Origin of the sequence: Pseudomonas sp. BLCC-B112, from assembly GCF_028550695.1 — a bacterium.
Classification (GTDB): domain Bacteria; phylum Pseudomonadota; class Gammaproteobacteria; order Pseudomonadales; family Pseudomonadaceae; genus Aquipseudomonas; species Aquipseudomonas danubii.
In genome coordinates this window covers 146,987-171,244 of record NZ_JAQQGK010000004.1, presented here as the reverse complement: position 1 = coordinate 171,244, position 24,258 = coordinate 146,987, and the positions used below count along the sequence as shown (strand labels likewise).

Here is a 24,258-nt window from a genome sequence, read left to right as displayed (position 1 = left end):
ACAAGCCTCCTGCCGAACGCAGTGCTTTCTCAGGTTGTCAAGATAACACCTTGATCTGCATTTACTTTTAACAAACACCTTCTTTACTCAAACGCTGCACGGATCGCCACCCCGGCCCAATAACTGGATGAGCCTTGATGACTGCATGACCTCCCCCGCGCTCCATCAATCGTTCGTTCGCATCACCCCGTATTTCCGGTATCAGCTAAACCCGAGGTAACCATGAACCAGGCTTTCCTTCCTTTCTCGCGCCCGAGTATCGGCGACGAAGAGATAGCTGCAGTGGAGCAGGTTCTGCGCTCCGGCTGGATCACCACCGGCCCGAAAAACCAGGAACTTGAACAGCAATTCGCCGACCGCGTTGGCGCCCGCCACGCCGTGGCCCTGTCGTCGGCCACCGGCGCCATGCACATCACCCTGCTGGCCCTGGGCATCGGTCCGGGGGATGAAGTCATCACCCCGTCGCAGACCTGGGTCTCCACCGCCAACATGATCTGCCTGCTGGGGGCGACCCCGGTATTCGTCGATGTCGATCCCGACACCCTGATGAGCGACGCCGCCACCATCGAGGCGGCCATTACGCCACGGACCAAGGCCATCATCCCGGTGCACTACGCCGGCGCCGCCTTCGACCTGAACCCGCTGTACGCCCTGGCGGACAAACACGGCATCCCGGTGATCGAAGACGCCGCCCACGCTGCCGGCACCACCTATCGCGGCCGCGCCATCGGCGCGCGGGGCACGGCGATCTTTTCCTTCCATGCCATCAAGAACATGACCTGCGCCGAAGGTGCGATGTTCGTCAGCGACGACCAAGCCCTGGCCGACCGGGTGCGCATGCTCAAGTTCCACGGTCTGGGGGTGGACGCCTACGATCGCCTGACCCACGGTCGCAAGCCCCAGGCCCAAGTGATCGAGCCCGGATTCAAGTACAACCTGGCGGACATCAACGCCGCCATCGCCCTGGTACAGCTGCAGCGCCTGGACGACATCAACGCCAAGCGCGAAGTGCTGGCCAAGGCTTACCTGCAGCGCCTCAAAGGCCTGCCGGTACAACCCCTGCACCTGCCCCAGTACCCGCAGCAGCACGCCTGGCACCTGTTCATCCTGCGCATCGACGCCGAACGCTGCGGCCTGGACCGTGAAGCCTTCATGAAGGGCCTGCAGGAGCAGAACATCGGCACCGGCATCCACTTCATCGCCACTCACCTGCATACCTATTATCGACAGCGCTTCGCCGATGTGCGGCTGCCACACACCGAATGGAACTCGGCGCGTCTATGCTCGATCCCACTGTTCCCGGACATGACCCTCGACGATGTCGAACGGGTCTCCGATGCCATTGCCAACCTCCTGGACTGAAGCCTTTGAAACCTTACCCAATCCAGTTCGTGTCGATCGTCATTCCGGTCTACAACGAAGAACAGAGCCTGCCGGAGCTGCTGCGCCGCACCGAAGCGGCCTGCCGCCAGCTCAAGCACGACTTTGAAATCGTCCTGGTGGACGACGGCAGCCGCGACCAGTCGGCGACCCTCCTGCAAGAAGCCGCCGAGCGCGAAGGCAGCCCCGTAGTGGCGGTGATCCTCAACCGCAACTACGGTCAGCACGCGGCGATCATGGCCGGCTTCGCGCAGTGCCGCGGCGACGTGGTCATCACCCTCGACGCCGACCTGCAGAACCCGCCGGAAGAAATCCCGCGCCTGGTGGCCCAGGCCGAGCTCGGCTACGACGTGGTCGGCACTGTGCGCAACAACCGCCAGGACTCGGCCTTCCGTCGCTGGCCGTCGAAGCTGATCAACCTCGCTGTGCAGCGCTCCACCGGTGTGGCCATGAGCGACTACGGCTGCATGCTGCGGGCCTACCGCCGCACCATCATCGACGCGATGCTGGCCTGCACCGAACGCAGCACCTTTATCCCGATCCTGGCCAACAGCTTCGCCCGGCACACCACCGAGGTACTGGTGGAGCACGCCGAGCGCGAGCACGGCGACTCCAAGTACAGCCCGATGCGCCTGATCAATCTGATGTTCGATCTGATCACCTGCATGACCACCACCCCCCTGCGGCTGCTGAGCATCATCGGTTTCGGCATGGCCGGCGTCGGCGCGCTGTTCGCCCTGATGCTGATCATCCTGCGGCTGATCTTCGGTGCCACCTGGGCCGGCGACGGCACCTTCGTGCTGTTTGCGGTGCTGTTCGTGTTCACCGGTGGCCAGTTCATCGGCATGGGTCTTTTGGGTGAATACCTGGGACGCATGTACAGCGACGTGCGGGCCCGCCCGCGCTTCTTCATCGAAAAAGTCTTGCGCAGCCAGCCGGCGGTCCCCGCCCCGGCTGTCACTGTCGACGGTTTAACTTCCACTCATACTGATCAGGTTTCGCCATGAGCAATAAAGCTGTTGTCTTCGCCTACCACGATATTGGCTGTGCGGGCATCGAAGCCCTGCTCAATGCAGGCTACGAGATCGCTGCCGTGTTCACCCACGCCGACGATCCCAAGGAGAACACCTTCTACGGCTCCGTCGCCCAGCTGTGCGCCCGCAAAGGCATTGCCGTGCATGCCCCGGAAGATGCCAACCACCCGCTGTGGATCGAGCGCATCAGCAAACTCGACCCGGACTACCTGTTCTCCTTCTACTACCGCAATCTGCTGAGCGAACCCCTGCTGGCCACCGCCCGCAAGGGTGCGTTCAACCTGCACGGCTCGCTGCTGCCGAGCTACCGCGGCCGTGCTCCGGCCAACTGGGTGCTGGTCAAGGGCGAAACCGAAACCGGCGTGACCCTGCACCGCATGGTCAAGCGTGCCGACGCCGGGGCCATCATCGCCCAGCAGCGCGTGGCCATCGAACGCAGCGACACCGCCCTGAGCCTGCACCACAAACTGCGTGACGCCGCTGCCAGCCTGCTACGCGACATCCTGCCGGCGCTGGCCCAGGGCAAGATCACCGAGACCGCCCAGGACGAATCCAAGGCCAGCTACTACGGTCGCCGTACTGCAGCCGATGGCAAGATCGAATGGAAGCGCCCCGCCGAAGAGCTGTTCAACCTGGTACGCGCAGTGACCCAGCCTTACCCGGGGGCCTTCTGCGCCGTCGGCGAGCACAAGCTGATCGTCTGGAGCGCCGAAGTTGCCAAGGGCAACGAAGGCCAGGCCCCGGGCCGGGTCATCAGCGTCGACCCGCTGCGCATCGCCTGTGGCGAAGACTCCCTGGTGATCACCTCCGGCCAGCGCAACGCCAACGGCCTGTACCTGGGTGGCCCGCAACTGGCCAATGAGCTGGGTCTGGTGGACGGCTCCCTGCTGCGCGGTGCCGAGTCCGGCCGCAAGCCACGCCGCACCCGCGTGCTGATCCTCGGCGTCAACGGCTTTATCGGTAATCACCTGTCCGAGCGCCTGCTGCGTGACGACAAGTACGACGTCTACGGCCTGGACATCGGCTCGGACGCCATCGAGCGCCTGCGCAGCCATCCGAACTTCCACTTCGTCGAAGGCGATATCAGCATCCACTCCGAGTGGATCGAATATCACATCAAGAAGTGCGACGTGGTCCTGCCGCTGGTGGCCATCGCCACCCCGATCGAATACACCCGCAACCCACTGCGCGTGTTCGAGCTGGACTTCGAAGAGAACCTCAAGCTGGTTCGCTACTGCGTCAAGTACAACAAGCGGGTGATCTTCCCGTCGACCTCGGAAGTCTATGGCATGTGCCAGGACAACAACTTCGATGAAGACAACTCCAACCTGATCGTGGGTCCGATCAACAAGCAACGCTGGATCTACTCGGTGTCCAAACAGCTGCTGGACCGGGTGATCTGGGCCTACGGCGCCAAGGGCCTGAACTTCACCCTGTTCCGTCCGTTCAACTGGATGGGCCCGCGCCTGGACCGCCTGGACTCGGCCCGTATCGGCAGCTCCCGCGCCATCACCCAGCTGATCCTCAACCTGGTGGAAGGCACGCCGATCCGTCTGTTCGACGGTGGCGAGCAGAAGCGCTGCTTCACTGACATCGCCGACGGCATCGAAGCCCTGGCGCGCATCGTCGACAACGACAACGACTGCTGCAACGGCCAGATCATCAACATCGGCAACCCGGACAACGAAGCCAGCATCCGTCAGCTGGGCGAAGAGCTGCTGCGTCAGTTCGAAGCTCACCCGCTGCGCAGCAACTTCCCGCCGTTCGCCGGTTTCCGCGACGTCGAGAGCAAGGCGTTCTACGGTGCCGGCTACCAGGACGTGGAACACCGCAAGCCCAGCATCGCCAATGCCAAGCGCCTGCTGAACTGGGAGCCGACCGTGGAGATGAGCCAAACCATCGGCAATACCCTGGACTTCTTCCTGCGTGAAGCGATGCTGGAAATCGCCGATCGTTCCAAAGAAGAAGCTCGCTGATGCAGGCAGGTCTGCGCATTGACGTCGATACCTACCGCGGCACCCGGGAGGGGGTGCCACGGCTGCTCGAATCGCTGGACGAAGCCGGGGTCAAGGCCACGTTTTTCTTCAGCGTCGGGCCGGACAACATGGGGCGCCACCTGTGGCGCCTGATCCGTCCGCAGTTCCTCTGGAAAATGCTGCGCTCCAATGCCGCGGGCCTGTACGGCTGGGACATTCTCCTGGCCGGCACCGCCTGGCCGGGCAAACCCATCGGCCGCGACCTGGGGCACTTGATGCGCCAGACCCTGGCCGCCGGCCATGAAGTCGGCCTGCACGCCTGGGATCATCACGGCTGGCAGGCCAACACCGGGCGCTGGAGTCAGGCACAGCTGATCGAACAGATCCGCCGTGGCGTCGACAGCCTCAACGATATTCTCGGGCAAGCGGTGAGCTGCTCGGCGTCTGCCGGTTGGCGCGCCGATGAACGCGTCATCGAAGCCAAGCAACAGTTCGGCTTTCGCTACAACAGCGACTGCCGCGGCCAGAGCCTGTTCCAGCCACGACTGGCGGACGGCAGCCTGGGCGCCCCACAGATTCCGGTGGACCTGCCGACCTTCGACGAAGTGGTCGGGCCGGTGGTGGCCGCCAAGGATTTCAACCGCTACATCCTCGACCGGTTCAGTCCGGACAAACTCAATGTCTACACCGTGCATGCAGAAGTAGAAGGGATTCTCATGGCCAATGATTTCCGCCAGTTGCTGGCCAGCGCCAAGCAACGCGACATCCACTTTCAACCCCTGGGGCAGATGCTCCCGGCGGATCTGGCCAGCCTGCCGGCGGGCAAGGTCGTGCGTGGCGCGCTGGAAGGTCGTGAAGGCTGGCTGGGAGTGCAAGGCGCATGACCAGACGTTGGGCCCTGCCACTGCTGCTGATCGCTTTCGGTCTGTTCTACCTGTTGCCCATGGCCACCCACGGCCTGTGGATTCCCGACGAAACCCGCTACGCGCAGATCAGCCAGGAAATGCTCCTGACCGGCAAATGGGCGTCGCCGCACTTCATGGGCATCCGCTATTTCGAAAAACCCGTGGCCGGCTACTGGATGATCGCCATCGGCCAGGCGCTGTTTGGCGACAACCTGTTTGGCGTGCGCGTGGCGTCGGCCCTGAGCACCGGCTTGAGCGTGGTCCTGGCCTACCTGTTGGCCCGGCGCCTGTGGAACGACCCGCGCAAGAGCCTGGCCAGCGCCCTGCTCTATATGAGTTTTACCGTGGTGGCGCTGCAGGCCGGCTACGCCAACCTCGATCCGCAGTTCACCTTCTGGGTCAACCTGAGCCTGGTGGCACTGTGGTTCACCTTCGACTGCCAGAGCCGACGCGGACAGATCGGCGCCTGGGTGCTGCTGGGGCTGGCCTGCGGCATGGGCTTCATGACCAAGGGCTTTCTGGCCTGGCTGCTGCCGGTGCTGGTGGCCCTGCCCTACGCCATCTGGCAGAAGCGCCTGCGCTCGCTGCTGACCTATGGCGGCATCGGCGTGCTGGTGGCGATTCTGCTCAGCCTGCCCTGGGCCCTGGCGGTGCATGCCCAGGAGCCGGACTACTGGCGGTTCTTCTTCTGGCATGAGCACATCCGCCGCTTTGCCGGTGAAGACGCGCAGCACGCCTCGCCCTGGTGGTACTACCTGCCGTTGCTGGTGGGCTTCTGCGTGCCTTGGGTGCTGCTGTTGCCGGCCAGCCTGAAGCAGGCCTGGGAACAACGGCGGCTGAACAGCAGCGGCTTCCTGCTGCTGTGGCTGGTGCTGCCCCTGGCCTTCTTCAGCCTGAGCAAAGGCAAGCTGCCGGCCTACATTCTGCCCTGCCTGCTGCCTGTGGCCCTGCTGATGGGTCACACCCTGATGGACCGTCTGGCCACCGGCAAGACCCGTATCCTCAGCCTCAATGGTGTGCTCAACCTGCTGGCCGGCCTGTTGGCCCTGCTGGCCCTGGTGTACTTCCAGCTGAAGAAGCCGGTGTATGTGGACGAGCCCCAGCATCTGGTCCTGGTGTACATCCTGTTGCTGGGCTGGATCATCAGCAACCTGTTGCAGGCCATGCGCCCCTTGAGCCTGTGGGCCGCCCCGGCCCTGGGCAGCTTCCTGCTGGTGGCCCTGGCCCCGGCGGCGCTGCCGAACAAGGTGGTCTACAACAAGATTCCCGACCAGTTCATCATCGATCACGTGGCCGAACTGGGTCAGGCCAAGGCCCTGCTGAGCAACGACCTGGGCGCTGCCGCTGCGCTGGCCTGGCGCCTGCGTCGCCCCGACGTGACCCTTTACAACACCCAGGGCGAAGTGAAGTACGGCCTGGGCTACGAGGACACTGCGGCGCGCAAGGTCGACCTGAACCAAGTCCAGCCGTGGATCGAGCAAGCCCGTAAGCAAGGCTCGATCGGCGTGGTGATGCGGGTCAAGAGCAGCGACGAGGAACATGAAGTCGAGCGGCTGCCCAAGGATGCCAAGCGCTACGAGCAAGGCAATATCGTGATCTTCATCATTCCCCAGAGTCAGCCATGAGCCTGTTGTTGCTGTTGCTCGCCTGCGGGCTGACCTGCCTGGGCCAGGTGGCGCAGAAGTTCGCTGTGGAAAACTGGCGTGACCAGCCCTCCGGCATCCTGCAAAAACTGCGTTCCGGCTGGCTGTGGCTGGCCCTGTTCAGCCTCGGCCTGGGCCTGCTGGTGTGGCTTTTGGTGCTGCAACGCATGGAGGTGGGCGTGGCCTACCCGATGCTCAGCCTGAATTTCGTGTTTATCACCCTGATCGCCCGCTTCGTCTTCCATGAGCCCATCGACCGTCGCCATTGGCTCGGCGTGGCCCTGGTGATTGGCGGCGTGCTGCTGTTGAGTCGCCACGCATGAGCCGGGTCAAGGGTTTTGCCTTCGCCTTGGGCAGTGTGGCTCTGGTCAGCGGCGCCCAGTTGGGCATGCGCTGGAGCATGACCCGCCTGCCCGCCCCGGATCAGTGGCTGTCGGCGCTGAGTGCTGGCAGCGTCGATCTGGCCGCCCTGGGGGTGGTGATCACGGCCATCGGTGCCTACGCCCTGTCGATGCTCTGCTGGCTCCTGGCCCTGCGCGACCTGCCCCTGGGCCGGGCCTATTCGCTGCTCAGCATCAGCTACGCCCTGGTCTACCTGCTGGCCGCCAGCCTGCCGCTGTTCAACGAACCCTTCACGCTTGCCAAAAGCCTCGGGGTGGCTCTGGTCATCCTTGGGGTCATCACCATCAACTCTCGATCTGCACCCGCGACAAGTCCCAGGAATACCCCATGAAAATCAGTGTATTTGGAAGTGGTTACGTCGGCCTCGTACAAGCCGCCGTATTGGCTGAAGTCGGCCACGATGTCATCTGCATGGACATCGACGAGCAAAAGGTCAAACAGCTGCAACAAGGCTACGTGAGCATCTTCGAGCCGGGGCTGGCCAGCCTGGTCAAGGAAAACCTCGAAGCCAAGCGCCTGCACTTCACCACCGATGAAAAACTCGCGGTGCAACACGGCCAGGTGCTGTTCATTGCCGTGGGCACGCCGTCCAGCGAAGACGGCTCGGCGGACCTGCGCTATGTGCTGTCGGTGGGCGACGCAGTGGCCCGCCACCGTGAGAAGCCGGTGATCCTGGTGGAAAAATCCACGGTGCCGGTGGGCACCGGCGACACCTTGAAGGCGCACATAGAGAAGGTCCTGGACGGCCGCCCGCTGCAGTTCGATATCGTTTCCAACCCGGAATTTCTCAAGGAAGGCTCGGCCGTCACCGACTGCCGCCGTCCGGACCGGATCATCATCGGCTGTGAACGCGAGGAAGTGCGCGATGTGATGCGCAACCTTTACGCGCCGTTCAACCGCAACCACGACCGCATCATGTTCATGGACCTGCGCAGCGCCGAGCTGACCAAGTACGCGGCCAACTGCATGCTGGCCACCAAGATCAGCTTCATCAACCAGATCGCCGAGCTGGCCGAGCACCTGGGTGCCGACATCGAATCGGTGCGCTTGGGCATCGGCGCCGACTCGCGGATCGGCTATCACTTCATCTACCCCGGTTGCGGCTACGGCGGCTCCTGCTTCCCCAAGGACATGCGCGCCCTGATCCACAGCGCCGAGCAAGCCCAATGCTCCAGTGACCTGTTGCAAGCGGTGGAAGCCATCAACGAGCGGCAGAAACACAAGCTGTTCGAGCGCATCAAGGCGTTCTACAAAGGCGACCTTGAAGGCAAGACCTTTGCCCTCTGGGGCCTGGCGTTCAAGCCCAACACCGACGACATGCGCGACGCACCGAGCCGGGTGCTGCTGGACGCGCTGTTCGCGGCCGGTGCTGAAGTCCGGGCCTTCGACCCGGAAGCCATGCAGGAAACCCAGCGTCTGTACCCGGACGAATCGCGCCTGATGCTCATGGGCACTCCGGAATCGGTGCTCCATGGCGCCGACGCGCTGATCATCTGCACCGAATGGCAGCAGTTCAAGGCGCCGGATTTCGACCTGATCCAGCAGCGTCTCAAAGCGCCAGTGATCTTCGACGGCCGCAACCTGTACGACGCCGAGCGCCTGGCGCGCAACGGTTTCACCTACTTCCCGATCGGTCGCGGTGAATCGCGCAACCTGCCGATTCCGCACCGGCAGTGGTCCACCGAGGCCTGAATGAACCCGCACTCCAGTTCCCCTGCGAACACATTATTTTGGCAATCGTTGGGGCTGGGGCTGCTGGCCTTGCTGCTGTTCTGCGCCGGCGCCGGCCACGATTCGGTCATCGGCTTCGACTCGCGCTTTGTGCTTTTCGCCAAGGAGATGCTGCGCCATGGGCCGGGGTTCTTCCCTACCACCTATGGCCAGCCCTATGCCGACTATTCCAGTGCCTCGACCCTGCTGGTGTGGCTGTTCTCCCTGCCCACCGGGCAGGTCACCCGCTTTACTGCCTGGCTGCCGACGGCCATTGCTTCAGCGCTGATCGTCAGCCTGATCTATCGCCTGCTGGCGCCCTACTCCCGCACCTGGGCCCTGCTCAGCGTCGCCTTGCTGCTGCTGAGCAATACCTTTATCAGCGAAACCCGTGCCGTCTCCCTGGACCAGATGCTCGCCGCGGTATCCCTGGCGGTGTTCTACCTGGGTTATGCCCACGACCATTTCGGTGCCCGCCGGCACCTGGGCTGGATCTTCCTGCTGCTGGTGCTGGGCTTTGCCATTCGCGGGCCCATCGGCCTGGTGATTCCCACCGGCATGCTGTGCAGCTACTACCTGCTGGGCGGCCAATGGCGTCGTTTGTTCGGCGTCGGTTTCAGCGCGCTGTTGCTGCTGGTGGCCTGCGTCGGCCTGCTGCTGTGGCTGGCCAAGCTCAGCGGTGGCCAGGCCTTTGTCGACGAGGTGATCCGCATGCAGTTCATGGGACGCATGGACGGCAGCGAAGGCTCCAGCGACGTCTTCTATTACTTCACCAGTTCCCTGGGCAACTACGCCCTGGCCTATCCCCTGGCGATCCTCGCCTGGGTTGCGGTACTGCTGAGTCGTCCCGCGGAACAGGGCCCGGCCCTGAAACTGCTGCGCCTGTGCACCGCCGCCGGGTTGATCGTGATGATCGGCCTGTCGATTCCCCAAGCGAAGAAGGCCCGCTACCTGCTGCCGATGCTGCCCATGGCGGCGATCGTTGCGGCTTATCCGTTCCAGGCCGGACGCGGGCGGGTCATGGGCTGGCTGCGGGGGCTGATCCAGGGCCTGTGGTTGCTGCTGCCCGGGTTGCTGATGGTGGGACTGCTGGTACTGCGGCGCAAATTCCCTGAACAGCTCACCCACCTCTTGCCCATGCTGCTGATCCTCGGCCTGTTGCAAGCGCTGTCCCTGGGGTTGCTGTTCAAGCGCCAGTGGCGCGCCGTGGGCCTGGCCTACAGCGCGGTGCTGGCGGTCTGGGCCTGTTACATCGGGGGCTTCGAACCGGTGGAGCAGCGTCTCTATGACACTCGCGCCTTCAGCCTCGGCGCCATGCAACTGATCGAGGCCGACCCGGCACCGGTAGTCCTGCACCGCATGGGCAAGGACGCCAAGGCGATCAAATTCATGGTCAACCTGGATCGGGACCTGCAGCCACAGTTCACCGATCAGGCTGCCGCCCTGGCGCAAGTGCCGGCCCCGGCCTGGGTGATTCTTGATCAGAGCGATCTGCCCAGCCTGCAAGGCACGCCCCTGGCCGGGTTGACTGCGGTGCTGAGCGGGCGTTTCGACAAGAACGACTTCGTCTTGCTGCACCTGCCCAAGAGCGCTGCCACGCCACCCTGAAAGCGTTGCGCAACCCCCTGGCGGCTCCTTACACTCGCGCCCATGACTATTCAGATCCGCCGGGCGCGGGTGGCTGACGCGGCCTTCCTCCCCGCCATTGAAACCTCGGCTGCGGCACTGTTTCGCAGTGATCCGCAACTGGCCTGGCTGGCCGACGCCGAGGTGGCCGATGCCCAGAGCCATCGAGAAAACATCCAACACCACCCGATCTGGGTTGCGCTGACAGAGGACGGCACCCGCTGCGCCTTTCTCAATGCCCAGGTCTGCGACCTGGAACTGCATGTGTGGGAAATTTCCGTTGCCACTGGCCACCAGGGCCAAGGCATTGGCAAGCGCCTGTTGCAGGCGGCACGCGAGTTCGCCCTGGAACAGCAGCTCACGGCCTTGACCCTCAGCACCTTCCGCGAACTGGCGTGGAACGAACCTTTCTACCAGCGCCAGGGCTTTGTCACCCTGCAACCTGCACAACTGAGCCCGCGCCTGCGCCAGGTCCTGGCCGATGAAACACAGCACGGCCTGCCCGAATCACGCCGCTGCGCCATGCGCCTGAGCTTGTAAAAACGCACTGCCACACTCACTGCTGGAGCTGGCCCAGGGGGCTGGCTGTAGGGGCTGGTTTGCCAGCGAAAGCGCCCTCAAGACCCGCTCCCAACTCCAAGCCCTCTTAGCTCCCCTCGCCGGCAAGCCGACGCGTAATACAGCAAAATAAATGCACTTAAACGGCATTATTATGAATTTGTCAGCTACACCAATGCTCGGCACACTGTGCCCGTTCCTCCCCCAAATGTTGGAACGTTCAAGGGCTTTCTGGTGATCCAGGCAAGCCCTTCTTTTTGCCCGTCATTTAGCCCTGGACCATTCTTGCCGATGTTTGCCCGCTGGAAACCCGCCGCCATCAATACCCGCCCACTGGAATGGAGCCGCGCCGCCATCGGCATGGCCCTGGGCACCCTGTTCAGTGTCTGGCTCTGCGCCCAGGTGTTCGGCATGCCGGTGGCGCTGCACCTGATCGGTCCGCTGGGGGCCTCGGCGGTGCTGCTGTTTGCCGTGTCTTCCGGGGCCCTGGCCCAGCCCTGGTCGATCCTCGGCGGCTACCTGTGCGCCGGGGTCGTGGCCTTGCTGGTGGCTCATGTCCTGGGCCGGACCCTGGGCAGCGCCTGCCTCGCGGCGGGCATGGCCCTGGTGCTGATGTGCTGGTTGCGTTGCCTGCATCCCCCGGCCGGCGCCCTGGCCCTGACCCTGGTGCTGGCAGACCCGGCCAGCGTGGCTTTGGAGTGGCGGGAACTGGGTCCGGTGATGCTCGCGGCGGCCAGCCTGTTGGCCAGTGCCTTGGCCTACAACAACCTGACGCGGATTCGTTACCCCAAGGGCCCGAGCGATACTCCGGTGCTGCTGCCCTCGGCGGCCCCCGCCGACAGCCTGGCGATCACCGCCGAAGACCTCAAGCAGGCCCTGGCCGAGATGGAAGAATTCTTCGACGTCACCCCTGAAGACCTTGAGCAACTGATCCACGCCAGCGAAGCCCACGCCCGCCGGCGCAGCATTGGCCAGGTCCTGTCCTCGCGGCCCTGATAGCGCCCCAACCTTCGCCCTCGCTGGTGCTGACTTGCCAGCCAAGACAGCTTCAGAAGCGCCGCACGCGTAAAAGGCCTGTTGGCTGGCAAGCCGGTTCCTGCAAGGGCATCGTCGATTGCGCGCCAGGCGCAGCCACTGGCTGGCCAGCGCAGGTGCGCTCAAGTGCGGTGCCAGGCTCAAGTCAGTGGGTTCAAACCATCGGCGACCAGCGCTGGGACCAGTCGTGGTCTTGTTCGATCACCTCGCGCAATACCGCAAAAGCCTGCTGCAGCTGCGCCGAGTCGCGCTCCCGGGCATACAGCAGGTAAGTGGGAAAACTGAATTCCGGGGCCCTCTCCACCCGTTCCAGCACACCGCTGTCCAGGTAGCTCTGCACCACCCGGGTGCGGAAATAGCCGCTGCCACCGGCGTCGAGGATGAACTGCAGCGCCAGGGGCCCAAGGTTGAAGCCCACCGCGGCCTTGGCCTGCTCCGGCAATGCGGCGTCGTGCTGACGGCGAAAATCATCGCCCCAGTCGATGTACACATAAGGCTCGGGACGCCCCGCCAGGCGCACCTGGATCAATTTCTCCTCCAGCAATTGCTCGACCTGCAATCCCGCGCAATACAGCGGCTGGAACACCAGCGCCGCGTCCAGCACGCCCAACTCCAGTTGCCGTTGCAGGCTCGCGCCTTCGGCGATCTGGGTGCGTACCGCATGGTTGGGCAGTGCCTGGCGCAGGCCTCGTACCCAATTGAGCATCAGCGGATTGCACAGGCTCAACTCACCGCCGATGTGCAGCACGTTGCGATAGCCCGCCAGCAACGGCAGGTCGCGCTGGGCGGCCTCCCAGGTCTGCACCAGCTGATTGGCATAGGCGATAAAGGCCTCGCCATCGGCGGTGGGTCGGGCGCCGGCGCGGTTGCGTACCAGCAGTTTGCAGTTGAGCTGGCCTTCCAGGTTCTGCACCCGGGCGCTGATGGCGGTCTGGGTCAGGTGCAGGCGTTCGGCGGCGGCGATCAGGCTGCCGCTGCGGACGATTTCCAGGAAGGTGCGGGCCAGATCGATGTCCATGGTGCCTCGCCGGCAAAAAATTCGAGCGCCATTGTAGCGGCGCTCGCACCGTCGTGCCCCTAGGCCGCGGACATTCGCCGGATCGGCACCGACACTGCGGGCCAGAGCGCTGGCGCAAGATTGAGGGCGGCTTTTTCAACATGCAAAAATGCACAGTCAACCTGCAGTTTTCGGGGTTGTACTGGGCAAAATTGCACTGTTACGATCCGTCGATGCTCGCGCGCGAGCCTCATATAAAAAACAATAAAAGCAGGGAGTTAGTGATGACTGCTCAGGTTTCATCCCAGGCGACACAGGACATCGACGCCACCCCCGGCGAAGTACTGGTCGAGGTGCGCAACCACATCGGTCACCTGACCCTCAACCGCCCCGCCGGTCTCAATGCCATCACCCTGTCGATGGTGCGTACCTTGCAGCAACAACTGGACACCTGGGCCCAGGACCCGCTGATTCACGCGGTGGTGCTGCGCGGCGCCGGTGAAAAGGCTTTCTGCGCCGGCGGCGACATCCGCTCGCTGTACGACAGCTACCAGAGCGGCGATACCCTGCACGAGGATTTCTTCGTCGAGGAGTACGCCCTGGACCTGACCATCCACCATTACCGCAAGCCAGTGCTGGCCCTGATGGACGGCTTTGTCCTCGGCGGCGGCATGGGCCTGGTGCAAGGCGCCGACCTGCGAGTGGTCACCGAGCGCAGCCGCCTGGCGATGCCGGAAGTGGCCATCGGTTACTTCCCGGATGTGGGCGGCAGCTACTTCCTCTCACGGATTCCCGGCGAACTGGGCATCTACCTTGGGGTCAGCGGCGTGCAGATCCGCGCCGCCGATGCCCTGTACTGCGGCCTCGCGGACTGGCACCTGGAAAGCGACAAGCTGAGCCTGCTGGACCAGCGCCTGGATCGCCTGCACTGGAGCGACTCACCGCTCAAGGACCTGCAGGGCCTGCTGGCCAAGCTGGCGGTACAGACCTTGCCCGATGCGCCACTGCAAGCCTTGCGCCCGGCCATCGACCACTTCTTCGCCCTGCCGGACATGGCCAGCATCGTCGAGCAATTGCGCAGCGTGACGATTGCCGACAGCCACGAGTGGGCCAAGACCACCGCCGACTTGCTGGAAATCCGCTCGCCCCTGGCCATGGCCGTGACCTTGCAGATGCTGCGCCACGGCCGCCACTTGAGCCTGGAACAGTGCTTCGCCCTGGAGCTGCACCTGGACCGTCAATGGTTCGAGCGGGGTGACCTGATGGAAGGCGTACGCGCCCTGATCATCGACAAAGACAAGACCCCCCGCTGGAATCCGCCGACCCTGGCAGCCCTTGAGGCCGAACGGGTAGCGAGTTTCTTCAGCGGTTTCGACGGCAGCGGGAGCTGAACTCATGCACGACATCGAATTGACCGAAGAACAAGTGATGATCCGCGACATGGCCCGGGATTTTGCCCGGGGCGAGATCGCGCCCCATGCCCAGGCCTGGGAAAAGGCCGGCTGGATCGACGACGCCCTGGTGCGCAAGATGGGCGAACTGGGCCTGTTGGGCATGGTGGTTCCCGAAGAATGGGGCGGCAGCTACCTGGACTACGTGGCCTATGCCCTGGCGGTGGAGGAAATCTCCGCCGGCGACGGCGCTACCGGCGCGCTGATGAGCATCCACAACTCGGTGGGCTGCGGGCCGATCCTCAACTACGGCAGCCAGGAACAGAAACAGCAATGGCTACCGCGCCTGGCCGCCGGTGAAGCCATCGGCTGCTTCTGCCTGACCGAGCCCCAGGCCGGTTCCGAAGCCCACAACCTGCGCACCCGCGCCGAACTTCGCGATGGCCAGTGGCTGATCAACGGCGCCAAGCAGTTCGTCAGCAACGGCAAGCGCGCCCAACTGGCCATTGTCTTTGCAGTGACCGACCCGGAACTGGGCAAGAAAGGCCTCTCGGCGTTCCTGGTGCCCACCGACACCCCGGGGTTCATCGTCGACCGCACCGAACACAAGATGGGTATTCGCGCCTCTGACACCTGCGCCGTGACCCTCAACCAATGCACGATCCCCGAAGCCAACCTGCTGGGCGAACGGGGCAAGGGCCTGGCCATTGCCCTGTCCAACCTCGAAGGCGGCCGCATCGGCATCGCCGCCCAGGCCCTGGGCATCGCCCGTGCGGCTTTTGAAGCGGCCCTAACCTACGCCCGGGAACGGGTGCAGTTCGACAAACCGATCATCGAGCACCAGAGCATCGCCAACCTGCTGGCCGACATGCACACCCGGCTCAATGCCGCACGCCTGCTGATCCTGCACGCCGCGCGCCTGCGCAGCGCCGGCCAGCCGTGCCTGTCCGAAGCCTCCCAGGCCAAGCTGTTCGCCTCGGAAATGGCCGAGAAGGTCTGCTCCTCGGCGATGCAGATCCATGGCGGCTACGGGTATCTGGAGGACTATCCGGTGGAGCGCTACTACCGTGACGCACGGATCACCCAGATCTACGAAGGTTCCAGCGAGATCCAGCGCCTGCTGATTGCCCGCGAGCTCAAGCACTATCAGCTCTAGGCACCAGTGGCGCCCACAAAAAATCGCAGCCCAGGCTGCGATTTTTTTGTGGCTGCTCCCCCGGAGCCGGCTTGCCGGCGAAGAAGCCTTTGAGCGTGGCGTCGCCCTGCTGGACGCCATCGCTGGCAAGCCAGCGCCTACACAAGCCTGCCCCTTCGCAAGCGGCTTTCTACAACAAACGAGGTTCAACGGTCATTGTGGAAGCCTTCCTGTCTGAGGTATAGGCCATCACGGGCGGGGCCGAACTGGCAAAGCAACGACCAGAAGTCAGGGGCAGTTCGGCGGCTTGAACACCGTGATTGAGTAACAACAGGCAGCCCATCAACAACAATATGCGGTGCATCGAAACAGCCCTCTCCCTTTGACCCGGGTCTTCAGCGCAGCTTGATCAGCCAGCGCTAGAGATCATCCATCCAGTTGTCCTTGGGCCTCAGCTCAGCCAGAAACTCTTCCAGCGTGTAGTCCTCTTCCACAACCGGTATCCGCGATGCGGCAGGAGCAGCCGGCGCGGGTTTTACCGAGGCGCCGTCGTCATGGCTGGCGGTTTGGGGCATCAGGTTGATGCCAAATTTGTTGCCAACGGGCTTTTGCCCAGGTGTCGGCGAGGTGATGGTGATAAGGGTCGCTTGATCCTTGCGACGCAGAGGCATGACCACGCTGGTGTCGGCATTCTGGTAACTGGCCATGGTCGCCAGCGCGATGCCCACGAACGGCGAGGCGGCGCCGGTATCGCCCAAACGCTGGGTCAGGTCGTAGCCTTCGCGGGAATCGAGCAGGTCCAGGGAGCTGCGGGCAGCCGTGAGCGCAGGAAGCAATTCGGCCAGTGGCGTGCTGTTCAGACCGCCGTCGTAGAACACCCGGGCCGGTGCTGGTGCAACGGCATCAGTGGCTTTTTTCCAGCCGGCGGCCAGTTGAGCGGTCAAGGCTTCGCGCTTGAGGCGCTCGCCGTTGTCCGGGCGCTGCAGGGAAACCGTGACCGGGCGATGAATCCTGGCCAGCACTGGCAAGGCGTCCCACTGTTCAAAAGCGCGCTCGGTCCAGGGTTGCGGGATGAACTCAGAAGGTTGGAACTCGACGGGAGGTTTACGCCAGCCCCAACCGCTGAATTCGGGATCGATCTTGTTCTGGTTGACCTTGGTGAAGGGGGCGTAATAGCGCAGCCATTCGACACGTTCGGGACGGCCGACGACCAGGGCGACCATGGCGTCGGTTAACTTGTCTGGCTGGCGAGGGCCGGCGACAGCCCCAAGCGACTTTAAAGAAATGTCCTTGCTTGATAGAGCGCCAGCCATATTGATTCCATCGAGGTTGTAAACCAGAACAGCCGGTAGATCGGGATTACGCTCAAACAACTGGAATAGACTCTCCACCAAACCTTCGGGGGTGTCATTGCAAACAATACCGTCGTGCACATTGCGGATGCGGTGCCAGTGCAAACCCGAGTCTGTCCGATAGCTATTTACCGTGTTTATCAGCATTCTTTGTGTTCTTTCGGGCCTAAAACGCAAGTTAGGCGTTTTAGGGTCCCAATCACGAACCACTGTAATAGTTGGGATTGGCCACTTCTCCATAAAGTCTCGCAGCCCCAGTTCCAGTGCATCGGCAATACGCTTAGTCCATGCCATGTTTTTATCATCAGAAGTTACTGGGTACTTCGTAGGATCCATAGGCAAAACGCTACCTACGTGTAGTGATTCAGGCTGTTTTGCGCCTTGCTCTTGCAACTTCTGCCAGACCTGTCCCTGACGAAAAACGTCCAGGCTAACACCGACGCTGAGCACATCCAGAGTCTCCAACCGAGGCGAAGTAGTGGGTGCACGATAACGAGTGTCAACAGTCATGTTGGAGGCCTTTCTGGACGAGGTATAAGCAGTTACGGCCGTGGCCGCACTAGGAAAGCAACGAATAGATGCCAGTGAGAGTTCATCAGCCTGGGTCAAGTGACTAGTCAGTAGCAGGCTGGTGAGAGACCAGTACGTAAACATTCGGCGCATCAGACGGTTCCCCCAAAACTGACGGGGACTCCGGCTTTGCGCCCAGCAAGAGACTGGGTAGCTACCAGAGAAGGTATTTTGTCCTTCACACTTGTCGGTAGTACGCCACCGGTACGATATGCCACCGTAGAATCGATCAGCGCACGATTTTGAGACTCCTCTGCGAGGTATAGTTCTTCTACAGCGTCATCGGGCATATCAAAACTTTCCTCATCATTTTGGCCATTGATTTCAGTGTGCGTTCTCTCCCAATCCAACCGCCAATCCGCCACTCGACACAAATACGCATAAAACGTCACATCATCCACACTCTCCCCCGCCCCTATCGCCACGTCATACGCCAGCACTCGACGGCTGTGTTCAGGGTTGTTTGGAATGGCCGAGTGGAAAGACAGCGCCTCTTCGTGCTCCTTGTCCTTGCCGCCACTTTGCAGGCGCATGCGTGCCTCGTAGGGTGTTTCCGAACGCGTCACCAGCACCGTGCCGTCATCGGTCGCTCGGGCGGCAAACACGTGGGTGGTTTCAGATATCTCCTTGCCTTCGTTGAGGGCCTTTTGAACGCTACCAATGTCGCGTCCGTGCTTGAAGGCGACGGCCTCATCGATCGCCTCCAGCCGGGTGTGCCGGGTGCTTTCGGGGGTCCAGGCTTTATTGCTGATCGCAATCGCGGCGTCGATGGGCGCCAGTTTGTCCTTGATCTGATAGACACCGCTGTTGGAGTCCGCTCCCGGCATGACCACTGTGCCATCGGCGTCAAAGTTGGTTTCAACGGGCACTGGCAATAACGGTGCGGTCAACATCACCGACTTCCCTTGCTCAAGGGAGGCGCGGGCCACGGACATCCGCTGCTTGCACGGCAGACCGGTATCTTCCCAGGTGTCCTCTCCCCGAAGCAGCAATGGGTAGGCATGGGGCGGCGTGCGCAGACCGATCAGTTCCTTTTCGCCACCGCGCTTGCGCAGGGTAAAGATTCGCTGGTGGAAACTCAGCGGTAAGGTCCGGCGCAGGGGCTTGCCATACAGCTGCTCGTCAACACCCTGCCAGCCGATTCCCTGGACGTTGGCCAGGCCAACGGTCTGGTCCTGTGGGGTGAAATACAGGTAGACACTGCCTCGGTTGTCGCGCTCGTTGAAGGCAATGCGCTTGGCGTCAATCGTGGTTTCGCAGGCGCTACCACCGCTCCAGCCAGGCCCGCCAATAGCGCCATAACCCTGGCAGTTCTTGAGGGCGATACTCGACAAGGCCGGGTACGGATTGGGCGCTGCGGCAATGAACTTCAGGATGGCGTCAAGCGTCGCCAGGCGGGCCTCGGCCGTCTGCTGCGCGCCGAAGCCCTGAAGCTTCTCCATGTTGGGTTCGCACAGGCTGTAGGGCGAGTTGATCATCACCACGCCGTCGGCTGGCCGCACCTTGTCTTCATTGAGAAAAGCATGGGCCAATAACGTGATGAGCGTGCCTTGGCTGTGGCCCACCACATTCACCGTGTCGTTGGGGTAGCGCTTGCGGATGATCCTGATCAGCATCGCCAGGCGCATCGCCGCCAGCACCATGTAGCGGCGTCCAGGCGCGGAGAACAATGGGTGAGTCAGCTCTCCGGCAAACAGATCCAGGGAAATGAAGCCAAACAGCTTGCCGTTGAAACCCTTGCCCCACATGTCCGGCAGGTTGGTGGTGGCATTGACGAAATGTCCCCCCTCCAGCGTGCCCGCCTTGTCCAGGCGGTTTCTGTTGCGATCCATCCACTCGCCGTGGGGCGCATCCTTGATGATGTGCTTCTCTTCCTCGCGAAAGCCCCAGTAGAACGGAATGACCACACTGCGGGCGTCGGTGCCATTGGCCGCGGCGGCGAACTTGCGCCGGTAGTACACCGCGTCGGGGTTGCGGGCCTTGCCCTCATCGTCCTCGGGCAGGCTGTAGCTGGCCGGACGCAGAAAGCCCGGATTGCTCACGCCATTGGGCAGGGTCGGCGCCATGTCCAAGCGCTCGTTGAGCCCCTCGCACAGGCCGCGCTCGATGCGCTCGTAGCAACCGGCCAGGTCGTTGACGCCGTGCACCACGATGGTCACGCAGGGCTTGGGGGGCGGCGCGATCAGGTGTACGTCGCCACCGCCCGGCAGGGTGATCGCTTCAGCGGTGCAAATGGTCCTCATCCGAACGGCGTCATTCATCGTGCTAGTCCTCCTTGATGGCACTGATGCGGCGCAAAACAAAGCCGGCGCCGCACCATAACAAAGGACCAGGACGATAAATCTAGGAGTTCTCTGAAAGGCGCTCGGACTCGGGGCGCCTGATTGTCACAGATGCCGCCGAGGCAAAAAAACATCGATTTGCCGGCGATCAGCGCGGTGCGTTGAAAAAGACATTCAACGCAAGATCCGGAGTTCAGCGCCGTTCGCCGCGGCCTAGGGTTGGCCCAACGCTCATGCAAAGGAGGTCAATCATGAAACAACTGCAAGACAAAGTCGCGATTGTGACGGGGGCCACGTCGGGAATCGGTCAGGCTGCCGCCCGACTGTTCGCCCAAGAGGGCGCGCGCCTGATAGTGACCGGCCGTCGGGGCAACGCCCTGGATGCGTTGGTCGCCCAGATCCAGCAAGCCGGTGGCGAGGCGCTCGGGGTTGCCGGTGACATTCGCAGCGAGGCACTGGCCGAACGTCTTGTGGCGCTGGCGCTGGAGCGTTTCGGTGGCTTGGATATCGCGTTCAACAACGCCGGAATGACCGGTGAAACCCGGTCCGTCTCCGAGTTGACCCTGGGCCAGTGGCAGGCCGTGCTCGACTGCAACTTGACCAGTGCCTTTCTTGGGGCCAAGTACCAGTTGCCTGCTCTGCGCAGCCGGGGCGCAGGGTCGATCATTTTCACTTCCAGCTTTGTCGGGCACCACGTCGGTTTTCCCGGCATGGCGGCGTATGCCGCGAGCAAGGCCGCGCTGATCGGCTTGACCCAGGTCATCGCGGCTGAAGAAGGCCCCCATGGCATTCGCGCCAACGCGCTACTGCCCGGAGGCACCGACACGCCAATGGGCCGAGCAGCCACCGACACGCCAGAGAAACGCGCCTTTGTCGAAAACCTGCATGCCCTCAAGCGCCTCGCCCGTCCCGAGGAAATTGCCCGTGCGGCGCTGTTCCTCGCGTCGGACGCCGCCAGTTTCGTCAGCGGGACGGCGATGCTGGTTGAGGGGGGAGTTTCCATCAACCGCAGCTAGGGTCTGTTCCCGTTTGGTGACGAGCCGCGTTGCTGGGCCAAACGGGAACAGCCCCTAGGCGCTGCGGTTGAGGCTGCAGGGACGCTGGATGAACGCCGCGTCCTGCCAGGGGCGGTGCGCTTACTGATCCTTGAACTGCGGATCACGCTTGGCGATGAAGGCGGCCATGCCCTCTTTCTGGTCCTGGGTGGCGAACGCCGCGTGGAACACCCGGCGTTCGAAGCGCACGCCTTCGGACAGGCTGACTTCGAAGGCGCGGTTCACGCTTTCCTTGATCATCATGCTCACCGGGATCGATTTTGCGGCAATCAGGGCGGCGACTTTCAGGGCTTCTTCCACCAGGTCGTCCGCTGGGACGATGCGCGCGACGATACCGCAACGCTCGGCTTCCACGGCGTCGATAAAGCGTCCGGTCAGGCACATTTCCATGGCCTTGGCCTTGCCCACGGCGCGGGTCAGGCGCTGGGTGCCGCCCATGCCCGGCAATACGCCAAGGTTGATTTCCGGCTGGCCGAACTTGGCGTTGTCGCCGGCCAGGATAAAGTCGCACATCAAGGCCAGTTCGCATCCGCCACCCAGGGCGAAGCCGTTGACCGCGGCGATGATCGGCTTGCGCCGGTTGGCCACGCGGTCGCTGTCGCTGAACAGGTCGTCGAGGTAGATCTGCGGGTAGGTGAGTTCGGCCATTTCCTTGATGTCGGCACCGGCGGCGAAGGCTTTCTTCGAGCCGGTGATGACGATGCAGCCGATCTGCGGGTCGGCTTCCAGGCGGTCCAGGGCCTGGTTCACTTCACCGACGATCTGCGCGTTGAGGGCGTTCAGCGCCTGGGGACGGTTGAGGGTGATCAGACCGACGCGGTCCTTGATGTCCAACAAAATGGTTTCGTAGCTCATGAATCAGCTCCTGCTAAAAGTCAGAGATTGCGCGAAATGACCATGCGCTGGATGTCGCTGGTGCCTTCGTAGATCTGGCAGATGCGCACGTCGCGGTAGATGCGCTCCAGCGGGAAGTCGCTCAAGTAGCCATAACCGCCCAGGGTTTGCAACGCCGCCGAACAGACCTTCTCGGCCATTTCCGAGGCGAACAGTTTGGCCATCGAGGCTTCCACCAGGGCCGGCTTGCCGCTGTCGCGCAGGGCGGCGGCGTAGTGCACCATTTGGCGCGCCACGGCAATCTGGGTAGCCATGTCCGCCAGGCGGAACGCCACGGCCTGGTGCTCGATGATCGGCTTGCCGAAGGTCTCGCGCTCACGGGCGTAGTCACGCGCCGCTTCGAACGCCGCCCGGGCCATGCCCACCGCCTGCGAGGCAATGCCCACGCGCCCGCCTTCGAGGTTGGCCAGGGCGATCTTGTAGCCCTCGCCCTCCTCCCCCAGGCGGTTGGCCAGCGGCACCTTCACATCCTCGAAAAGGATCTGGCAGGTGTCGCTGGCGTGCTGGCCGAGCTTGTCCTCGATGCGTGCGACCTTATAGCCCGGCGAGTCGGTGGGCACGATAAAGGCGCTGATGCCGCGCTTGCCGGCCGCCGGGTCGGTGACCGCGAACACGATCACCACCCCGGCGTTCTGCCCCGAGGTGATGAACTGCTTGCAGCCGTTGAGCACATAGTGATCGCCATCGCGACGGGCCCGGGTCTTCAGGCTGCTGGCATCGGAGCCGGCCTGGGGCTCGGTCAGGGCGAATGCGCCGAGCATGGCGCCGCTGGCCAGGGGCTTGAGGAAACGCTCTTTCTGCTCGTCATTGCCGAATTTGAGGATCGGCACGCAGCCCACCGAGTTGTGCACGCTCATGATGGTGGAGCAGGCGCCGTCACCGGCGGCGATTTCTTCCAGGGCCATGGCATAGGCCAGGTAGCCGGTGTCGCAGCCACCCCACTGTTCAGGCACCAGCATGCCGAAGAAACCCAGCTCGGCCATCTCGGCAATGGCTTCCTTGGGAAAGCGGTGCTCGCGATCCCACTCGGCGGCGAAAGGCTTGAGGCGTTCCTGGGCAAATTGCCGGGCCGCGTCGCTGATCTGCAGTTGTTCGTCATTGGGCAACATCGGGATTCCTCGTTACAGGCATTCAACGGCCATGGCCGTGGCTTCACCACCGCCGATGCAGATCGCGGCCACGCCACGCTTGAGGCCTTTCTGGCGCAGGGCCGACAGCAGGGTCACCAGAATCCGCGCACCGGAGGCGCCAATGGGATGGCCCAGGGCGCAGGCGCCGCCATGGACGTTGACCTTGGCGTGGGGGATTTCCAGCTTGCTCATGGTCACCAGGCTGACCACAGCGAAGGCTTCGTTGATCTCGAACAGGTCCACGTCCTGCAAGGACCAGCCGGTCTTTTTCATCAAACGCTCGATGGCACCCACCGGCGCCACCGGGAACAGCCCCGGGGTGTCGGCGAAGGCCGAGTGGCCATGGATCACCGCCAAGGGCTTGAGGCCGCGTTGCTCGGCTGCGGAACGACGCATCAGCACCAGGGCCGCGGCGCCGTCGGAGATCGAACTGGAGTTGGCCGCGGTGACCGTGCCGCCGTCGCGGAACGCCGGCTTCAGGGTGGCGATCTTGTCCAGCTTGGCCTTGGGCGGTTGCTCGTCATCGCTGATCAGCTTCGACTCTTTACCGATCATCACCTGCAGGGGAACGATCTCGTCCTTGAACAGACCGTCCTTGATCGCCTGCTGGGCGCGGGTCAGGGAAGCCACGGCAAACTCATCCTGGGCCTGACGGGTGAAACCGTTGGCCTCGGCACAGTCTTCGGCGAAGGTGCCCATCAGACGGCCCTTGTCGTAGGCGTCTTCCAGGCCATCGAGGAACATGTGGTCGAGGACCTTGCCGTGGCCCATGCGGTAGCCGCTGCGGGCACGGTCCAGCAGGTATGGGGCGTTGGACATGCTTTCCATGCCACCGGCGATCACCACCTCGGCGCTGCCGGCCAGCAGCATGTCGTGGGCGAGGATGGTGGCCTCCATGCCGGAACCGCACATTTTGTTCAGGGTGGTGCAGCGGGTGCCCTTGTCCAGGCCCGCGCCCAGGGCGGCCTGGCGCGCCGGGGCCTGGCCGAGGCCGGCAGACAGCACGCAGCCGAACAGCACTTCTTCTACCGCGTCAGCCGCAATGCCGGCGCGCTGCACCGCGGCGCGGATGGCCTCGCTCCCCAGTTGCGGGGCGCTGAGGCCTTTGAGTTCACCCTGGAAACCGCCCATGGGGGTGCGGACGGCGCTGACAATGACAATCGGATCGTGGGCAATGGACATG

General features: G+C 63.3%; 20 protein-coding genes. 14 read left to right on the top strand and 6 right to left on the bottom strand.

Annotated elements, in window-relative coordinates; all coding sequences use genetic code 11:
- Window positions 1-222: 222 nt before the first annotated feature.
- The 11 genes from arnB (at window position 223) to PQT43_RS12170 (ending at window position 12,230) form a co-directional block, all read left to right on the top strand.
- A complete protein-coding gene (arnB, locus tag PQT43_RS12220) occupies window positions 223-1,362 on the top strand; it encodes a UDP-4-amino-4-deoxy-L-arabinose aminotransferase (RefSeq protein WP_267268217.1) in 1,140 nt (379 codons plus the stop codon).
- A gap of 5 nt (window positions 1,363-1,367) precedes the next feature.
- Window positions 1,368-2,387: an undecaprenyl-phosphate 4-deoxy-4-formamido-L-arabinose transferase gene (arnC, locus tag PQT43_RS12215; RefSeq protein WP_102864990.1), complete on the top strand. Its 1,020-nt coding sequence runs from the start codon at window positions 1,368-1,370 to the stop codon at window positions 2,385-2,387.
- Window positions 2,384-4,390: a bifunctional UDP-4-amino-4-deoxy-L-arabinose formyltransferase/UDP-glucuronic acid oxidase ArnA gene (arnA, locus tag PQT43_RS12210; RefSeq protein ID WP_253084749.1), complete on the top strand. Its 2,007-nt coding sequence runs from the start codon at window positions 2,384-2,386 to the stop codon at window positions 4,388-4,390. The genes arnC and arnA overlap by 4 nt, the downstream gene beginning before the upstream one ends.
- On the top strand, window positions 4,390-5,274 hold the full coding sequence (gene arnD, locus PQT43_RS12205; RefSeq protein ID WP_110651792.1) for a 4-deoxy-4-formamido-L-arabinose-phosphoundecaprenol deformylase: 885 nt from the start codon (window positions 4,390-4,392) through the stop codon (window positions 5,272-5,274). Before arnA ends, arnD begins: the two co-directional genes overlap by 1 nt.
- Entirely contained in the window at window positions 5,271-6,920 is a 1,650-nt protein-coding gene (arnT, locus tag PQT43_RS12200) for a lipid IV(A) 4-amino-4-deoxy-L-arabinosyltransferase (protein WP_267268219.1), read from the top strand. The genes arnD and arnT overlap by 4 nt, the downstream gene beginning before the upstream one ends.
- The gene (gene arnE, locus PQT43_RS12195) at window positions 6,917-7,261 is read left to right on the top strand and encodes a 4-amino-4-deoxy-L-arabinose-phosphoundecaprenol flippase subunit ArnE (RefSeq protein ID WP_267268220.1); all 345 of its coding nucleotides are present in this window, start codon (window positions 6,917-6,919) and stop codon (window positions 7,259-7,261) included. Before arnT ends, arnE begins: the two co-directional genes overlap by 4 nt.
- Window positions 7,258-7,671, top strand: a complete 414-nt coding sequence (gene arnF, locus PQT43_RS12190; protein ID WP_110651794.1) for a 4-amino-4-deoxy-L-arabinose-phosphoundecaprenol flippase subunit ArnF — start codon at window positions 7,258-7,260, stop codon at window positions 7,669-7,671. Before arnE ends, arnF begins: the two co-directional genes overlap by 4 nt.
- Window positions 7,668-9,032 (top strand): UDP-glucose dehydrogenase family protein, encoded by a 1,365-nt coding sequence (locus tag PQT43_RS12185; protein ID WP_267268221.1) that lies wholly within the window; start codon window positions 7,668-7,670, stop codon window positions 9,030-9,032. Before arnF ends, PQT43_RS12185 begins: the two co-directional genes overlap by 4 nt.
- The gene (locus PQT43_RS12180) at window positions 9,033-10,658 is read left to right on the top strand and encodes an ArnT family glycosyltransferase (RefSeq protein WP_267268222.1); all 1,626 of its coding nucleotides are present in this window, start codon (window positions 9,033-9,035) and stop codon (window positions 10,656-10,658) included.
- Between the two features lie 42 nt (window positions 10,659-10,700).
- Window positions 10,701-11,216 carry a GNAT family N-acetyltransferase gene (locus PQT43_RS12175; RefSeq protein ID WP_267268223.1) on the top strand — a complete coding sequence of 172 codons (516 nt, stop codon included), beginning with the start codon at window positions 10,701-10,703 and terminating at the stop codon, window positions 11,214-11,216.
- A 309-nt stretch (window positions 11,217-11,525) separates the two neighbouring features.
- Window positions 11,526-12,230 (top strand): HPP family protein, encoded by a 705-nt coding sequence (locus PQT43_RS12170; RefSeq protein ID WP_102879305.1) that lies wholly within the window; start codon window positions 11,526-11,528, stop codon window positions 12,228-12,230.
- 193 nt (window positions 12,231-12,423) lie between these two features.
- Here the strand turns inward: PQT43_RS12170 and PQT43_RS12165 are convergent, their stop codons facing one another.
- Complete coding sequence (locus PQT43_RS12165) at window positions 12,424-13,287, bottom strand: LysR family transcriptional regulator (protein ID WP_110595725.1); 864 nt, start codon at window positions 13,285-13,287, stop codon at window positions 12,424-12,426.
- A 263-nt stretch (window positions 13,288-13,550) separates the two neighbouring features.
- Here PQT43_RS12165 and PQT43_RS12160 point away from each other — a divergent pair, with 263 nt between their 5' ends.
- Window positions 13,551-14,657, top strand: a complete 1,107-nt coding sequence (locus PQT43_RS12160) for an enoyl-CoA hydratase/isomerase family protein (RefSeq protein WP_267268224.1) — start codon at window positions 13,551-13,553, stop codon at window positions 14,655-14,657.
- Window positions 14,658-14,661: 4 nt separating this feature from the next.
- Entirely contained in the window at window positions 14,662-15,813 is a 1,152-nt protein-coding gene (locus tag PQT43_RS12155; protein ID WP_272753983.1) for an acyl-CoA dehydrogenase family protein, read from the top strand.
- A 398-nt stretch (window positions 15,814-16,211) separates the two neighbouring features.
- On the opposite strand, the gene PQT43_RS12150 is transcribed toward PQT43_RS12155, so the two are convergent.
- Together PQT43_RS12150 and PQT43_RS12145 are read right to left on the bottom strand one after the other, a co-directional pair.
- Window positions 16,212-17,807 carry a type VI lipase adapter Tla3 domain-containing protein gene (locus tag PQT43_RS12150; RefSeq protein ID WP_336314621.1) on the bottom strand — a complete coding sequence of 532 codons (1,596 nt, stop codon included), beginning with the start codon at window positions 17,805-17,807 and terminating at the stop codon, window positions 16,212-16,214.
- On the bottom strand, window positions 17,807-19,975 hold the full coding sequence (locus PQT43_RS12145) for a T6SS effector phospholipase Tle3 domain-containing protein (protein ID WP_267268227.1): 2,169 nt from the start codon (window positions 19,973-19,975) through the stop codon (window positions 17,807-17,809). Before PQT43_RS12145 ends, PQT43_RS12150 begins: the two co-directional genes overlap by 1 nt.
- A gap of 272 nt (window positions 19,976-20,247) precedes the next feature.
- Here PQT43_RS12145 and PQT43_RS12140 point away from each other — a divergent pair, with 272 nt between their 5' ends.
- Window positions 20,248-21,012: an SDR family oxidoreductase gene (locus PQT43_RS12140; protein WP_253085533.1), complete on the top strand. Its 765-nt coding sequence runs from the start codon at window positions 20,248-20,250 to the stop codon at window positions 21,010-21,012.
- 120 nt (window positions 21,013-21,132) lie between these two features.
- On the opposite strand, the gene PQT43_RS12135 is transcribed toward PQT43_RS12140, so the two are convergent.
- From PQT43_RS12135 to PQT43_RS12125, 3 genes are read right to left on the bottom strand one after another with little or no spacing between them, the layout of a single operon-like run.
- On the bottom strand, window positions 21,133-21,906 hold the full coding sequence (locus PQT43_RS12135) for an enoyl-CoA hydratase (RefSeq protein WP_102863560.1): 774 nt from the start codon (window positions 21,904-21,906) through the stop codon (window positions 21,133-21,135).
- 20 nt (window positions 21,907-21,926) lie between these two features.
- A complete protein-coding gene (locus tag PQT43_RS12130) occupies window positions 21,927-23,054 on the bottom strand; it encodes an acyl-CoA dehydrogenase (protein WP_110595731.1) in 1,128 nt (375 codons plus the stop codon).
- A gap of 12 nt (window positions 23,055-23,066) precedes the next feature.
- Window positions 23,067-24,257, bottom strand: a complete 1,191-nt coding sequence (locus tag PQT43_RS12125) for an acetyl-CoA C-acyltransferase (protein WP_102879296.1) — start codon at window positions 24,255-24,257, stop codon at window positions 23,067-23,069.
- Window position 24,258 lies beyond the last annotated feature (1 nt).

Excerpts from the sequence above, each read along its gene's own strand:
- arnB (WP_267268217.1), top strand. The coding sequence starts at position 223 with ATGAACCAGGCTTTCCTTCCTTTCTCGCGCCCGAGTATCGGCGACGAA.
- arnA (WP_253084749.1), top strand. The coding sequence starts at position 2,384 with ATGAGCAATAAAGCTGTTGTCTTCGCCTACCACGATATTGGCTGTGCG.
- arnD (WP_110651792.1), top strand. The coding sequence starts at position 4,390 with ATGCAGGCAGGTCTGCGCATTGACGTCGATACCTACCGCGGCACCCGG.
- arnT (WP_267268219.1), top strand. The coding sequence starts at position 5,271 with ATGACCAGACGTTGGGCCCTGCCACTGCTGCTGATCGCTTTCGGTCTG.
- arnE (WP_267268220.1), top strand. The coding sequence starts at position 6,917 with ATGAGCCTGTTGTTGCTGTTGCTCGCCTGCGGGCTGACCTGCCTGGGC.
- arnF (WP_110651794.1), top strand. The coding sequence starts at position 7,258 with ATGAGCCGGGTCAAGGGTTTTGCCTTCGCCTTGGGCAGTGTGGCTCTG.
- PQT43_RS12185 (WP_267268221.1), top strand. The coding sequence starts at position 7,668 with ATGAAAATCAGTGTATTTGGAAGTGGTTACGTCGGCCTCGTACAAGCC.
- PQT43_RS12180 (WP_267268222.1), top strand. The coding sequence starts at position 9,033 with ATGAACCCGCACTCCAGTTCCCCTGCGAACACATTATTTTGGCAATCG.
- PQT43_RS12175 (WP_267268223.1), top strand. The coding sequence starts at position 10,701 with ATGACTATTCAGATCCGCCGGGCGCGGGTGGCTGACGCGGCCTTCCTC.
- PQT43_RS12170 (WP_102879305.1), top strand. The coding sequence starts at position 11,526 with ATGTTTGCCCGCTGGAAACCCGCCGCCATCAATACCCGCCCACTGGAA.
- PQT43_RS12165 (WP_110595725.1), bottom strand. The coding sequence starts at position 13,287 with ATGGACATCGATCTGGCCCGCACCTTCCTGGAAATCGTCCGCAGCGGC.
- PQT43_RS12160 (WP_267268224.1), top strand. The coding sequence starts at position 13,551 with ATGACTGCTCAGGTTTCATCCCAGGCGACACAGGACATCGACGCCACC.
- PQT43_RS12155 (WP_272753983.1), top strand. The coding sequence starts at position 14,662 with ATGCACGACATCGAATTGACCGAAGAACAAGTGATGATCCGCGACATG.
- PQT43_RS12150 (WP_336314621.1), bottom strand. The coding sequence starts at position 17,807 with ATGCGCCGAATGTTTACGTACTGGTCTCTCACCAGCCTGCTACTGACT.
- PQT43_RS12145 (WP_267268227.1), bottom strand. The coding sequence starts at position 19,975 with ATGAATGACGCCGTTCGGATGAGGACCATTTGCACCGCTGAAGCGATC.
- PQT43_RS12140 (WP_253085533.1), top strand. The coding sequence starts at position 20,248 with ATGAAACAACTGCAAGACAAAGTCGCGATTGTGACGGGGGCCACGTCG.
- PQT43_RS12135 (WP_102863560.1), bottom strand. The coding sequence starts at position 21,906 with ATGAGCTACGAAACCATTTTGTTGGACATCAAGGACCGCGTCGGTCTG.
- PQT43_RS12130 (WP_110595731.1), bottom strand. The coding sequence starts at position 23,054 with ATGTTGCCCAATGACGAACAACTGCAGATCAGCGACGCGGCCCGGCAA.
- PQT43_RS12125 (WP_102879296.1), bottom strand. The coding sequence starts at position 24,257 with ATGTCCATTGCCCACGATCCGATTGTCATTGTCAGCGCCGTCCGCACC.